17 protein-coding genes are annotated in these 13,205 nt (G+C 35.4%); all 17 read left to right on the forward strand.

All coding sequences use genetic code 11. The features are described from left to right. The first annotated feature begins 171 nt into the window (after positions 1–171). Complete coding sequence (locus tag BUC25_RS11300) at positions 172–1,296, forward strand: ATP phosphoribosyltransferase regulatory subunit (protein ID WP_073201979.1); 1,125 nt, start codon at positions 172–174, stop codon at positions 1,294–1,296. Further along, entirely contained in the window at positions 1,293–1,913 is a 621-nt protein-coding gene (hisG, locus tag BUC25_RS11305) for an ATP phosphoribosyltransferase (RefSeq protein WP_073201980.1), read from the forward strand. The genes BUC25_RS11300 and hisG overlap by 4 nt, the downstream gene beginning before the upstream one ends. Next, entirely contained in the window at positions 1,910–3,193 is a 1,284-nt protein-coding gene (gene hisD, locus BUC25_RS11310; RefSeq protein ID WP_073201981.1) for a histidinol dehydrogenase, read from the forward strand. Before hisG ends, hisD begins: the two co-directional genes overlap by 4 nt. Continuing rightward, on the forward strand, positions 3,193–3,780 hold the full coding sequence (hisB, locus tag BUC25_RS11315; protein WP_073201982.1) for an imidazoleglycerol-phosphate dehydratase HisB: 588 nt from the start codon (positions 3,193–3,195) through the stop codon (positions 3,778–3,780). Before hisD ends, hisB begins: the two co-directional genes overlap by 1 nt. After that, complete coding sequence (gene hisH / locus BUC25_RS11320) at positions 3,777–4,394, forward strand: imidazole glycerol phosphate synthase subunit HisH (RefSeq protein WP_073201983.1); 618 nt, start codon at positions 3,777–3,779, stop codon at positions 4,392–4,394. Before hisB ends, hisH begins: the two co-directional genes overlap by 4 nt. Next, positions 4,391–5,149 (forward strand): imidazole glycerol phosphate synthase subunit HisF, encoded by a 759-nt coding sequence (hisF, locus tag BUC25_RS11325; RefSeq protein ID WP_073201984.1) that lies wholly within the window; start codon positions 4,391–4,393, stop codon positions 5,147–5,149. Before hisH ends, hisF begins: the two co-directional genes overlap by 4 nt. Then, a complete protein-coding gene (gene hisIE / locus BUC25_RS11330; RefSeq protein WP_073201985.1) occupies positions 5,139–5,786 on the forward strand; it encodes a bifunctional phosphoribosyl-AMP cyclohydrolase/phosphoribosyl-ATP diphosphatase HisIE in 648 nt (215 codons plus the stop codon). Before hisF ends, hisIE begins: the two co-directional genes overlap by 11 nt. A 186-nt stretch (positions 5,787–5,972) precedes the next feature. Further along, positions 5,973–6,182 carry a hypothetical protein gene (locus BUC25_RS11335; protein ID WP_073201986.1) on the forward strand — a complete coding sequence of 70 codons (210 nt, stop codon included), beginning with the start codon at positions 5,973–5,975 and terminating at the stop codon, positions 6,180–6,182. 692 nt (positions 6,183–6,874) lie between these two features. Beyond that, positions 6,875–7,669, forward strand: coding sequence for an alpha/beta hydrolase (locus BUC25_RS11345; RefSeq protein ID WP_073201988.1), 795 nt, complete (start codon positions 6,875–6,877; stop codon positions 7,667–7,669). A gap of 63 nt (positions 7,670–7,732) precedes the next feature. Beyond that, on the forward strand, positions 7,733–8,443 hold the full coding sequence (locus BUC25_RS11350; protein ID WP_073201989.1) for a nucleotidyltransferase domain-containing protein: 711 nt from the start codon (positions 7,733–7,735) through the stop codon (positions 8,441–8,443). 40 nt (positions 8,444–8,483) lie between these two features. Then, entirely contained in the window at positions 8,484–9,266 is a 783-nt protein-coding gene (locus BUC25_RS11355; RefSeq protein ID WP_073201990.1) for a GNAT family N-acetyltransferase, read from the forward strand. A gap of 441 nt (positions 9,267–9,707) precedes the next feature. After that, the gene (locus BUC25_RS19375; protein WP_170862684.1) at positions 9,708–9,860 is read left to right on the forward strand and encodes a hypothetical protein; all 153 of its coding nucleotides are present in this window, start codon (positions 9,708–9,710) and stop codon (positions 9,858–9,860) included. A gap of 22 nt (positions 9,861–9,882) precedes the next feature. Beyond that, positions 9,883–10,041: a hypothetical protein gene (locus tag BUC25_RS19380; RefSeq protein WP_170862685.1), complete on the forward strand. Its 159-nt coding sequence runs from the start codon at positions 9,883–9,885 to the stop codon at positions 10,039–10,041. Positions 10,042–10,141: 100 nt separating this feature from the next. Next, positions 10,142–11,056: a phosphotransferase family protein gene (locus BUC25_RS11365; RefSeq protein WP_073201992.1), complete on the forward strand. Its 915-nt coding sequence runs from the start codon at positions 10,142–10,144 to the stop codon at positions 11,054–11,056. A gap of 123 nt (positions 11,057–11,179) precedes the next feature. Then, positions 11,180–11,785, forward strand: coding sequence for a hydrolase (locus BUC25_RS11370; RefSeq protein WP_073201993.1), 606 nt, complete (start codon positions 11,180–11,182; stop codon positions 11,783–11,785). 68 nt (positions 11,786–11,853) lie between these two features. After that, positions 11,854–12,339, forward strand: coding sequence for an NUDIX hydrolase (locus BUC25_RS11375; protein WP_073201994.1), 486 nt, complete (start codon positions 11,854–11,856; stop codon positions 12,337–12,339). Between the two features lie 96 nt (positions 12,340–12,435). After that, positions 12,436–13,005 (forward strand): hypothetical protein, encoded by a 570-nt coding sequence (locus BUC25_RS11380; RefSeq protein WP_170862686.1) that lies wholly within the window; start codon positions 12,436–12,438, stop codon positions 13,003–13,005. Positions 13,006–13,205: the final 200 nt, after the last annotated feature.

The following is a 13,205-nucleotide window of genomic DNA, read 5'->3' on the forward strand; positions in this document are numbered from 1 at the left end:
TCCTTCTCGTCTATTTTCAGTTAGATACTTATTCTATTGTAAACTGAAGTGATATAATTTAAAAGTGAGGATTGACAGACAACAAAATGATATGATAAGGTTAGATTACAAACAAACGCTTTACCACGGTAGAGTGGTAAATTGATAAAGTGTAAATAGGATGTGAACGAGATGTTTTTACCAGCAGGAAGTCAAGATGAAACGGGAATTCAAATCTCTAACCGTTTAAGAGCGGCGGAGAGTTTTCGCTTAGTGACCAAAAAACGTAACTTTAAAACTATTTCCACACCTGTTGTGGAATATGCTAATACATTCACGAATCAAATGGCAGGGATGGATTTACACTCGATGTTAAAATGGTTTAATGCCGAGGGTGAAATCGAAGTATTGCGTCCAGATTGGACAGCAGCTATTGCAAGAGCCATTGCAGGGCAACACCCATCCGAACAAAAATGGTCCTATCAAGGCAGTGTCTTTCGCTTTGATAAGGACGAAACAGAGAATAGACAAGCAGGCATCGAAATTGTTCATGCAGATCAATTTTTAGGTGAAGCAGAAAGCCTTCTTACAGCGATTGCTTACCTGAAAAATTTAACGATTGATACTTACGTAATCGAACTTGGTCATACTGGTATTTTTGATGCGATTGTTGGACCGTATCATTTTGATGAAAAACAAGAGTTAGTGCTACTCGACGCTATGCATGATAAGCGATCTGACCTTGTCGAAGAGATTGTTACACAAGCAGGACATCCAGCATTAGCAGAACCATTGGTAGCTCTGATTGATGCATACGGGTCTAGAGAAATCATAAATACTTACCGTGAGCGCTGGAAGAAACATCAAGATTTATTAGATATATTGAGTCATATAGAAAAACTAATGGATTTATTAGAATCTGCAGGTGTAACAGAAGTAATTGTCGATCTTGGTCGCGTTAAAAATTTGCCATATTATGATGGCATTATGTTCAGAGGTTTTCTAACAAATGATGGTTCCACCTGTTTTTCTGGCGGAAGATATGACCGATTATATGAACAATTCCAACAAAAAACATCGGCAGTCGGGTTAGCATTTGATGTTGATACTTTAGCAAAGCATATGAATGCAGAACAAGAGCCGGAAAAAATTTGTATTCTTGCAACTCCTGCTACTCATGCAGTTGCAGAACAGTTTCGAATCGACATGGAAGAACAAGTGGTCGATATCCAATACCAATTAAAAAGTGATGCGAATTATCAAAAAATCTATCAAGTTGTCGAAGAGGACAGTCAGTATAAGGTGGTTGAAAAATGAAGCCGGTAATAGCACTAACGAAAGGCAGATTAGAAAAACAATTCTTGAAATTTTTTGCTGAGTTAGGATTTGAAGTAGACCCATTATTAGAAAAGGGGAGAAAACTTCAAATTGAAACGAGTGAATTTTCCTTCTTTTTCGCAAAAGGAGTCGATGTCACCACTTACGTTGAAAATGGAATTGCCGATATCGGAATTGTGGGTGGCGATATTTTAATTGAGCACCAACCGGATGTATATAATTTATTTCCTTTACCATTTGGTCATTGTCGGATGGCCTTGGCGACAAAAGCAAACTATCAGTGGCCTGAACAGAAGAAAAGAATTGCAAGTACGTTTACCAATATCACTAAGAACTATTTTAAAGATAAAGGAGAGTCCGTTGATATTATTAAGCTAGAAGGATCTGTTGAACTTGCACCAATACTAGGCTTAGCAGATGCCATCGTTGATATTGTTGAAACAGGTACAACATTAAAAGAAAACGGCTTAGTAATTGAAGACGAATTTATATCCTTTAGTGCACGATTAATCGCCAACCGTTCTTCACTAAAAATTAAGAGAGATCAATTAGTTCCTGTCATTGAGCGATTTAAGGAAGGAGCAAAAAAAGCATGATTCCTTTATTAACAATCGAGAAGTTTTTAGAAAAAGCAGCACCTGAGAAAACAAACAGTGGCGACCAACAAAAATTCTTGCAAGCTGCCAGTAGTATTATTGCAGATGTGCAAGAAGATGGTGATCAAGCTGTCGTTAAGTATATTGAAAAATTCGATGGAAAAGCACCAGCATCTTTTCTTGTTTCAGAAGAAGAACGAAAGGCTGCTTGGGATATAGTCGATAATGACGTAATTCAATCGTTACAACGTGCAGCAGACAATATCAGAGCTTTTCACCGCAAACAATTAACAAATTCCCGTATGATGCAAGCAGAAGGTGATATTATTTCTGGGCAATTATATCGTCCGATAGACCGTGTCGGCATCTATGTCCCTGGCGGCACCGCTGTTTATCCTTCTTCGGTATTAATGAACGCCATCCCGGCCGTACTAGCTGGAGTATGCGAAGTAAATATGACTACACCAGTGAAAGACGGGGAAGGTCTTGCACCGATATTGGCGGTAGCAGCTGATATAGCTGGTGTAACCAATATTTATCGAGTTGGTGGTGTGCAAGCCGTTGCTGCTTTAGCATATGGAACTGAATCGATTCCGAAAGTAGATAAAATTGTCGGTCCGGGTAATGCTTATGTGGCCGCAGCCAAAAAATTAGTTTACGGTGATGTAGGAATTGATATGATTGCTGGACCAAGTGAAGTAGCGATCGTAGCAGATGATACAGCTAACCCGACATATGTAGCTGCAGATTTAATTGCTCAGGCAGAACACGATACGATTGCTCGCGCCTTTTTAATTACAACTTCGGAAGCGTTAGTTGAGAAAGTGAATAAAGAACTTAAAAAGCAATGTGACGTGCTACCAAGAAAAGAAATTGCGTCCCAATCTCTCCAAGATAAAGGAGCAAGTGTTGTTGTACCGTCACTGGAAGAGGCTTTTTCCGTTTCCAATAAGTTGGCGCCAGAACACTTAGAAATTCAGGTAGCTGATCCTTTAAGTTATCTAAGCAAAGTAAGACATGCAGGCTCTGTCTTTTTAGGACACTATACCCCTGAAGCACTCGGTGATTATTATGCAGGACCGAATCATGTCTTACCGACTTCAGGTACAGCTCGTTTTTCGTCTGGTTTATCTGTCGATGATTTTGTTAAGAAAACAACGTATTTATATTATTCTGAATCTGCATTACGTGAGGCAAGTCAGGACGTCATTCAGATTGCAAACCAAGAGCAGCTAGAAGGACACGGCTTAGCGGTAAGTAAACGTTTGGAGGAGAAATAATGAGAACTGCGACTAAAAAAAGAGAAACTTTTGAAACTAAAATTGAAGTAGCCGTTAATTTAGATGATCCAAGTCAAGTAAGCATTGATACGGGGGTTGGCTTCTTCGATCACATGCTAAATGCTTTTGCTCGTCACGGTCGCATTGGCTTAACGGTCAAAGCAGAAGGTGACTTGCACATTGATAGTCACCATACGGTAGAAGATGTCGGAATTGTACTGGGTCAATTAGTAAAAGAAGCATTAGGTGATAAAAAGTCAATCAATCGTTACGGAACTGCTTACGTACCAATGGATGAAGCATTAGGATTTGTTTCATTAGATATTAGTGGAAGACCTTTTCTTGTATTTGATGCAGAATTTTCAAACGAGAAATTAGGCAATTTTGATACAGAATTAGTTCAGGAGTTCCTACAAGCTTTTGCTTTCCAATCAGCGATTACACTTCACGCTAAAGTATTATATGGGGACAACACACATCATAAAATTGAAGCTATTTTTAAAGCATTAGGTCGAGCCTTAGGTGAAGCAGTCCGAATTAATCCGGATATTGAAGGGGTTAATTCTACAAAGGGGTTAATCGAATGATAGCTATTGTAGATTACGGCATGGGTAATGTCGCAAGTGTTAAAACCGCTTTTTTACGTCTAGGGTATGAAGTAGAAATAACCGACTCCGTTGAACGATTAGAGCAAGCCTCGCACATTATTTTACCTGGTGTTGGTTCTTTTCAAGCAGCCGTAGAGGAGATCAATCAACGTAATTTGGCTGAACCACTAAGAAAATTAGCACAGCAAAAACCTTTTCTGGGTATTTGTTTAGGCATGCAATTATTATTTGAAAAAGGTTATGAGAATGGCATTTCAGATGGTTTAGGATTAATTCCAGGTGATGTAAATGTAATAGAAACTGAATATATATTACCTCATATTGGTTGGAACCAGCTGCAAATAGAGAATAATAATCAAGCTTTTCAAGTTTTTCAAGATAAGCATGTCTATTTTGTACACACTTTTCAAGCGCGTACTGAACAAAATTATCTGGTCGCCACGTCAGATTATGGTACTACGGTTCCTGCTATTGTTCAGAATGGCCATGTGTACGGCATGCAATTTCACCCAGAAAAAAGTGGAGAAGTTGGCGTAGACTTGTTGAAAGTATTTATGGAACAAACCACTTCTGTTAGGGGGCTGGAAGCATGATTGCAAAGCGGATAATTCCTTGTCTTGATGTCAAGGAAGGAAAAGTGGTAAAAGGTACAAATTTTGTCGGATTACGTGAATTAGGTGATCCTGTTGCCATGGCATCCAACTATTCCAAAGCAGGGGCAGATGAAATCATCTTTTTAGATATTTCAGCAACCAATGAAGGGCGCCAAACCATGGTGGATATAGTAAAGCAAACTGCAGAGCAAGTATTTGTGCCATTTACAGTCGGTGGCGGCGTTAAAACAATTGAAGATGTCAATCGCTTATTAAAAGCAGGAGCAGATAAAGTCGGTATGAATTCTGCTGCGGTTCAAAACCCCCAATTAATAACAGAATCATCGGATCGGTTCGGTGCCCAATGCACGGTTGTTGCTGTTGATGCCAAAAGAGTCGGTGATAAATGGCATGTAATGACCCACGGTGGCAGTAAAGATACTGGTATCGATGCGATTGAGTGGGTAAAAGAAGCAGAAAAAAGGGGAGCAGGAGAGATCTTGCTAACCAGTGTCGATACAGATGGTGTAAAGGATGGATTTGATATTGCTCTAACGGAGGCAGTAGTAAATTCGGTAAGAATACCAGTGATTGCTTCTGGTGGAGTTGGAAAGCCTGAGCATTTTCCTGAAGTATTTAAAAAGACAGACGTATCTGCAGGCTTAGCAGCTTCTATTTTCCACGAGAACACCTTTACGGTACAACAAGTAAAAGATGTATGCCGACAGCAAGGAGTGAATATTCGTGAAGCCTGATTTTTCGAAAGGGTTAGTACCAGCAATCGTAACAGATTATCATACAAAAGAAGTATTAATGCTTGCCTATATGAACGAAGAAGCGTATCAAAAGACATTAGAAACAAAACAAACATGGTTTTATTCCAGATCACGTGATGAATTATGGAACAAAGGTGCAACGTCTGGTAACACACAAGAAGTCCAATCAATTGATTTAGATTGTGATCAGGATACATTATTGATTCAAGTGGTACCAGCAGGTCCAGCCTGTCACACGGGAGAGGTCTCATGCTTTTATAACAGAGTGGCTGAAAAGGAAACCAACTATGATGCTTCGATTATTGATAACGTGATGCTAGAGGTGGAACAACGGAAACAAGAACGTGTTGAAAATTCCTATACCAATTATTTATATGACAAAGGTGTCGATAAGATTGGTAAAAAAGTAATTGAAGAAGCCGGCGAAGTAGTAATTGCCGCTAAAAATGAGGATAAAGAAGAATTAACAAACGAAGTAAGTGACTTGCTTTACCATACCTTCGTGATGATGGCGAATCAAGGAGTTTCATTAGAAGATGTCAAACAAGAATTATCCAATCGATTCGCTAAAAAAGGGAACAACAAAGGCGACCGTGCAGAAATTGAAAAATGGTAATATGCGTGAGAAACACCCAGACTATCTGGGTGTTTTTTTGTTTTGCACGAGAAGATATGGATATTCATAATTAAAATCTTATGTAATATAAATTACCTTATACATATTTTTCTAGTTTTGTTATAATGAAGGCATCTTAATAAAATGCAATGTTTCCTTTCAAATGTTTGATCAGGAGGGTTATAAGTGAAAGAATCTACTAAAATAAATGACTACAAGTTAATGGAATGGTTTGGGTTCATTATTGTCTTGATAATGCTCTTTACAGAGGACATTACGCGTAATTGGTTCGGAGAAATGTGGAATCTGTCCTTATTTGCTTTAATAGGAATCTTAGTAGGTTCGTGTATTACCTTCTTATATACTTGGAAACGAAGGAAATTAAGTAACAGATAAGAATCTGCACTCATATTGTATGTTGATCTTAAGATCGGGAGTGATAAAAGTTGAACATAGTAGCGAAGATTCGTAAAAAAGCTAGTGAGAGAAATAAGAAATTTTTAGTTTTGGATATACTATTAACTCTATTAGTGTTGTACTTGGCCATTCACGTTTTATTCATTTCTATATCTGGCTTAGTCAACCCAAATACAACCGATGATTCTCCGACTTTGTTATCGAGCGTCATGTTTTTTTGTCTAGGGCTAACTTATGTAGTTCGAGTAATTGAAATGATAGTTACCGGTAAAAAAGAATATTTTGTTCTATCAACATTCACTGCGGCTTTTATCATTAGTGTATCCGTATTCATGATGGTATTAGAGTATATTAAGTAAAAGTTGACCAACCATACGGAGATTAATGTAAATGGCAGAATTTTTACCATCGATTTGGTTGCGATTTCGATTCATAGTTAATTATTAGGAAAAGAAGGGTTAAAGGATTAATTCAATCTAAAAATAGGTGATGGTTTTTATCAGAATGTTATCTTACAATTACTTTCAGCTGTTTAAAAATTGTATGATAATTTATAAGTAACCTTGATTCATATGCTATGATGGTATTTCTTTTAGCTTGTTGTGGAACTAAAACATGATTTGCAAAATTCCCATTATAAATTAATTACGATACTGTAGAGGGGGATTGAAATGAAGAAATTTAATTTTGATTATCCTGTGACGGAAAAAATTTATAAAACAGTAGAGAAAAGAGAATTAAAATTATTTATATTTGAGTCTGAATTAAAGCAACAAGTAGACAGGCCAGCAATTTTATTTTTTAATGGAGCTAGCTTTAAGAAAGACCCAAAATCACCAGTACAATTCCAACATCAAGCAAATTACTTTTCTTCTGAAGGCATGGTTGCTATATGTGTTGATTATCGAAATGGGTCGGATGAAGGTTTCTTACCAACCCAAGCAATTTGTGATGTTAAGTCTGCTGTACGATGGATAAGGAGAAATGCTTCTGAATGGGGAGTAAGCCCGAACAAGATAGTTGTATGTGGTTCATCTGCAGGTGCATATATTGCTGTGTCTTCTATTATGTTTGATGATTTAAATGATGAACAGGAATATGATAATAAAAGGATTAAACATGTTCCCGACGCTTTAGTTGTTTTTGCAGGAGTCATGGATGGTGTGGATATAATGAGCAGACGCTATCCTGAATTACTTGACATAGCGATTGATATTTCACCAATACATAATATTAAGAAGTGTTTACCTCAAACATTATGGTTATGCGGAACATCGGATTTAGATTATGAAAATAATCAAGAGTTTATTAAGCTGATGAAGCAAGAAGGTAACGAAATAAAATTAAAAACATTTAAAGGAATGGAACATGGTTTTTTTAACTATGGGAGACATCTGAACCAATATTTCCATTTAACAAACTATGAAATTGTTAAATATTTACACGAAATAAAGATTATTATGTAGTTAATTGATAAAATGTTGGGAAACGACTATTAGAAAAATAGATGAGATTAAAGGGGGAATTGAATGCGAAAAATAAGTTCAATGGAAGCAGCTAAGCAATTTATGAATCAGAATTTTTCACATAGCCAGGGTGCTCTATTAGCTGGAAGTGTTGTCCGTGGGGAAGAAACAGCAACATCGGATCTTGATATTGTGATTTTTGATAAAAACCTTACTGCTTCATATAGGGAGTCTATGATTGATTATGGATGGCCAATAGAGATTTTCGTTCATAATTTAACTTCCTATAAATATTTTATCGAAATGGACTGCAAAGCAGGGAAACCCTCAATGGCGAGAATGATTTCTGAAGGTATTATATTAAAAGATGAAGGAATCTTAGTAGCTATAAAAAAGGAAGCGAAAGAGAAATTAGAGAAAGGTCCTGAAAAATGGTCTGATGAAATGATTACACAGAAGCGATATTTTATCACCGATGCTTTAGATGATTTCATAGGCAGCACTAACCGAGCTGAAGACATCTTTATTGCTAACAATTTGGCAGAACTAGTCCATGAATTTGTTTTACGAACAAATTGTCAGTGGATAGGTTCCTCAAAATGGATTGTTCGTGCTTTGAAACAGTATGATGAGAAATTTACTGAAAAATTTATAGTAGCATTTAATGCTTTTTACGAAACTGAAGAGAAAAAGACAGTGATTCAATTGGTTGATAATGTATTACAGCTTTATGGTGGACGTTTATTTGAAGGTTTTTCTTTAGGGAAACATTAAAATTAAAAAATTAAAATTTGATAGATTAGGAGAGCTCGAAATGCATAAAAGTCCTTTGTTAGATCAAATGTTAGAATTGGAAAAGGAATATGTGGGTTTATTTTCTGGAGCAATTGAAAACGATGGAACGATGAGATACATTGACTCTGCGTTGCCGGATATGCATACGCACAATTTTATATGGTATAACTCTAAACAAGGTTTGGGTGAATTTGTCACTGAACAAATAGAGAAACACGATACAAAAGAAAAAGGATTTTTCAGGATAGAGACACCATATCCGATAAGTAGCAAACTAATTGAAAGTTTCCCTGTTAAACCCAAAATATGTACCTATGATTTAATGTATATTGAAACTAATAAATTCTCACAACTGAAAGGAAACCTAGCTTGTAATATATTCAGTGCAGAAGATCATAAGGTTTTAGAAGATGGAATGAACGTGGATATAATAGCCAATCAAACAGAGATGGGTCTTGATTTTGCACAAAGACGAATTAATAGGAAAGCTAAAGTTTATAGTGATAATAATAAAGAGATACAATTTTTTGTTTGCTATTGTGACGGGGTTCCTATCGGTAGTATCGAGTATATGCCATTTAACGGAATGATAAAATTAGAGGATTTCGATATCATAGAGGAACACCAAAGGAAAGGATTTGGAACATTCGTTTTAAAGCACTTATTAGAAATTGCTTATAACGATAATATCGAAATTGCTTATCTTATTACTGATAGTGCGGATACTGCAAAAGAAATGTACAAAAAGAATGGTTTTATGAAAATAGGTGAAAAAACGGAGCTGTTATTTTTTCTTGAATAAAATAAATTATAGTTATATTTTGGTAAATAGAACTTTAAGAGTAAATTAAACAATTATAGTGGAAGGATTAATATGATAAGTAGTTTTGGAGTGCCTGGATTATTACTCATATTGATTATATTAGCAATGTTTGTTGGAATAGGAGTGTTTATATTAAAGGCTATTAAAAAATAATTAATTCTTAAATTGGTGGAGTGCATATTTGGAACGAACGATAATTATATAATGATGCTGAAGATGTGTTGGACATTTTGGTGAACAATTACACAAAAATGTCATTGAAATTTGCAAGGATGGAACAAAAGTTCTCATGTCCAGATGGATGCCGATTTATCTCAAATTATTAAGATAGAGGCGATATACTTATGCAGATTGTTAGAAATGAACCAATAAATCCTGTTGAGCTAAATGAGTTATTAGCTACACAAAAATGGAATGCCTTTGAATAAGTTAGAAACATCAATAAATAAAACATGGGGATGGGTTACTGCTAGAGATGAGGATGGGATGCTAGTTGGCTTTGTACGTGCATTTTCTGATAGCTTGCAACATGCATATGTATTACATTTGCTTATTCACCCTCAGTACCCGTAGAAAAGGAATTGGAACAGCTGTAATGGAAGAGTTTATGTGTCTATTGGCTGAAAATAAATTAATGCCTACTTTAGTAGCAACTCCAGGAAATGTAAAATTTTACGAGAAATTTGGATTTTCTACAGAAATGAATGGATTAACTGCAATGTGCATTCGTGAAAAAATCATATTATACAAATAGGGGATATCGGTTAAGTGAAAAATGCAATTTTATATTATAACTGTATAAGTATAAATGTATAAGCTACTCTTTTGAATACAGGTTTGCCGAGGAGGAAGAAATGGACAAGATTCCTTCGTCACTTGTTGAATACACAGACTTACTTCCGTTTTGGAAAGAGGCAACTTCTTGGGAACTGCTGCGCCAATGGTCACTTTCCGAAGTGTGGAGAGTAGGCAAGCTGGATGGAAGTTCTTTTATTGTCAAAAAGGGAACAAGAGAAAATTCACGTGAAGTTTCAGTCTATAAACATTTATTGACTCCGCTTGGATTGGATATACCAACCATATATAAATATTATGAAGATATTGCTACTGGTATATTAATTATGAAAGATTTAAAGGGAAAGACGTTAGAATATGACCCTCAGCATAAAGACTTTGTAGAGGCTGCGAAACATTTAGCAAAAATTCGTAACAAGGCAAACTTAGGAATTATAGATAAAAGGCTAACTAATGAAACGTATTTGGAGAACTACATTTCAGAAGAAAATATAATAGACGATTTAAGATTTATAATTCAACAATGTGAATATATAGAAACTAGTCAAGTTAATATTTTAAAGAAAGCTCTAAAAGTTTTACCGTATCATATCGGTAAGTTGTATGAAATTCTTCCAGTAACACTTACACATAATGATTATCATTCTAAAAATATAATAAAAAACAATAACGGAATAGCAGTGATTGATTGGGCATCAGCAAAACTTAGTCCCCACCTCGGTGATCTATACTGCTTAATTTCTTCCGCATCAGAAAGCAATATAGAATCAACCGATTTGATTGATGCTTATTGTGAGGGGATAGATGATAATTTGTCACAGGATATTGAGTGGCAAATAAATATTGGTGGTATCTGCTGGATAATTTATGTACTTCGGCAGCTTTTAGAGTATGGTGTTAAAGCTATCTCGGTTGCACGTGAATGGATTCCTGGATTGGTTAACGATCTTGATAAACTTATGAAAGAATTATAGGTAATTAAAATTTGAGATTAAAAGGGATAGTAATAAAGGGGTATCGATATAGCATATCTAATTACAGTTTCAACTAACGGACAGTTTGTTCTAGTAATAAAAGTTAGTGAAGGAGGAATTAAATTGGGTTCGAGAATTATGCACCTGGTTATTGCAAATAGAATTGCTGATGACCTATCAATAAAAGATAAAACATCATTTCTATTAGGGGGCATTGCAGCAGATGCAGTTTCACATAAAAACAAATCTCATTTTTACAACGGTGACGTAAAAGACTATTCACGATATATTGACTACAAAGAATTCATACATAAACATAACTATAATATGAATTCTCACTTTATACAGGGATATTATACTCACCTAATTGCCGATGATATATGGCTGAAAGGTTTTTATTTACCTTGGTTAAAAAACAGAATGGAGGAAGATGAAAACGTATTCAATAGGTATCACAATGATTTTCGATTACTAAATGGAAAATTATTAGATTATTATGACTTCACTCAACAACTAAATGAAGCATTAAGTAAACATGGTACTATCATTGAAACAGAAGAGGTAAAATCTAGTGATATAAACAAATTTATCCCATATGTTATAGGCGATATGAATTATGGTAAGGATGAACTTGAGCAGCCACTAAATGTATTCACACTTGAACAGATTATCGGTTATATTGAGACTTCAGCTGATAAGGGTTTAATCTGCATTAAATCCTTAAGTTAAAGTTGGTTATTATTGAACTAGCGGGCAGGATTGTGGAAGAAATTCATATTATAATGGGGGAATATTCAATGCAAATGCCAGTACATATTGTTGCTGCGGGAGGCTTTGTAGAAAATGACAAAGGCGAAATATTATTAGTAAAAACCCGTCGAGATGGTCACTGGGTATTTCCAGGAGGTCAAGTGGAGGTCGGGGAAAATTTAATAGATGGGTTAAGAAGAGAAGTTAAAGAGGAAAGTGGAATTGATGTTAAAGTATCTCATTTGGTAGGAGTTTTCTCTAATAGAGCACCATATGAGGGACATAGTGGGGTAAAGATAGTACCTACAAAAGTTATGTTTGATTTTGTATGTGAACCCATAGGAGGGGAATTGACAACATCGGATGAAACATCAGAAAGTTGCTGGATTAGTAAAGAGCAAGTTCTAGATATGGTCTCAGCTCCTGCATTGCGTACACGCTATCAAGCATATTTAGATTATAACGGAAGTGTCCATTATATGGACTATATAACTAAGCCAAAGTTTGAATTAAAATTTAAGAAAAATATATAAGAACAATGAATTAACTAATTAGGTTATTTATTCATCAGTATTCAACTAACGGGCAATTTAGTACAATAAGAAGTATATTTTTAATGGGGTGTAATTTTGTTTAAGAGATTTGTTTGGATAATGTTCCTACTGCTTATTATGAGTGCTTGTACATCTGAAAAAAAACTGGACACAAGGAAACTTGAAGTGGCAGAAGAAGATGTAAACATATTATATAAACCCGTAGATAAGAAAAAAGCAGAAGTAGTATTGCCATATGAAATTGAGTACCCGACATATTTCCCTTTTGAGCACGAAGAAACAAATGTAGCTATTGTGGGATGGGAAGACAGCAATGAAAAGATTGTCACATCTATTAGATACCCTTCGATAGAAGAAGATGATAGATGGAATGAAGGTTCCATCTATCAACCAGCTATACCGAATGTTAATTATACTGTGGCAAATTTCGATAGGTATTATAGCGAGTATGCAGATATGAATGGATATGATGAAATTAAAATAGGTGATGATATAACTGGTTTGTTTAAGTTAAACAAAGAAATCAGTGGAGCTGAATTACATTGGTTTGATGGAAAGATAGAATATAATTTACAAATAATGTATTATAGTGAGGACACTAAGGAATTAGAAGACGAGTTAATTAAAATAGCTAATTCAATATAAGATACTCTTCAACTAAAGGTGTATATAATTCCTGAAATATTCCCTTTTTTTGTCGGTGCAAGTTTAGGGTATGTAATGTTTAATAGAGATTTTGAATCTACTGGACTATTAAGCTAACGGAATGTTTTAGTGGAACGAGGTGTTGTTGATGTCGCGTGTTTTATTGCTTTTTGAGCTAATGGACAGAGTTATCCAATAAA

The organism is Gracilibacillus kekensis (assembly GCF_900143085.1).
In the GTDB taxonomy this organism is placed as follows: Bacteria; Bacillota; Bacilli; order Bacillales; family Amphibacillaceae; genus Gracilibacillus; species Gracilibacillus kekensis.

Bases quoted from the DNA above. Each gene is read 5' to 3' on its own strand.
- BUC25_RS11355 (WP_073201990.1), top strand. From the start codon at position 8,484: ATGCATAAAAGTCCTTTGTTAGATCAAATGTTAGAATTGGAAAAGGAA.
- hisB (WP_073201982.1), top strand. From the start codon at position 3,193: ATGAGAACTGCGACTAAAAAAAGAGAAACTTTTGAAACTAAAATTGAA.
- BUC25_RS11300 (WP_073201979.1), top strand. From the start codon at position 172: ATGTTTTTACCAGCAGGAAGTCAAGATGAAACGGGAATTCAAATCTCT.
- hisD (WP_073201981.1), top strand. From the start codon at position 1,910: ATGATTCCTTTATTAACAATCGAGAAGTTTTTAGAAAAAGCAGCACCT.
- BUC25_RS11345 (WP_073201988.1), top strand. From the start codon at position 6,875: ATGAAGAAATTTAATTTTGATTATCCTGTGACGGAAAAAATTTATAAA.
- BUC25_RS11350 (WP_073201989.1), top strand. From the start codon at position 7,733: ATGCGAAAAATAAGTTCAATGGAAGCAGCTAAGCAATTTATGAATCAG.
- BUC25_RS11375 (WP_073201994.1), top strand. From the start codon at position 11,854: ATGCAAATGCCAGTACATATTGTTGCTGCGGGAGGCTTTGTAGAAAAT.
- BUC25_RS19380 (WP_170862685.1), top strand. From the start codon at position 9,883: ATGGAAGAGTTTATGTGTCTATTGGCTGAAAATAAATTAATGCCTACT.
- hisH (WP_073201983.1), top strand. From the start codon at position 3,777: ATGATAGCTATTGTAGATTACGGCATGGGTAATGTCGCAAGTGTTAAA.
- hisF (WP_073201984.1), top strand. From the start codon at position 4,391: ATGATTGCAAAGCGGATAATTCCTTGTCTTGATGTCAAGGAAGGAAAA.
- hisG (WP_073201980.1), top strand. From the start codon at position 1,293: ATGAAGCCGGTAATAGCACTAACGAAAGGCAGATTAGAAAAACAATTC.
- BUC25_RS11365 (WP_073201992.1), top strand. From the start codon at position 10,142: ATGGACAAGATTCCTTCGTCACTTGTTGAATACACAGACTTACTTCCG.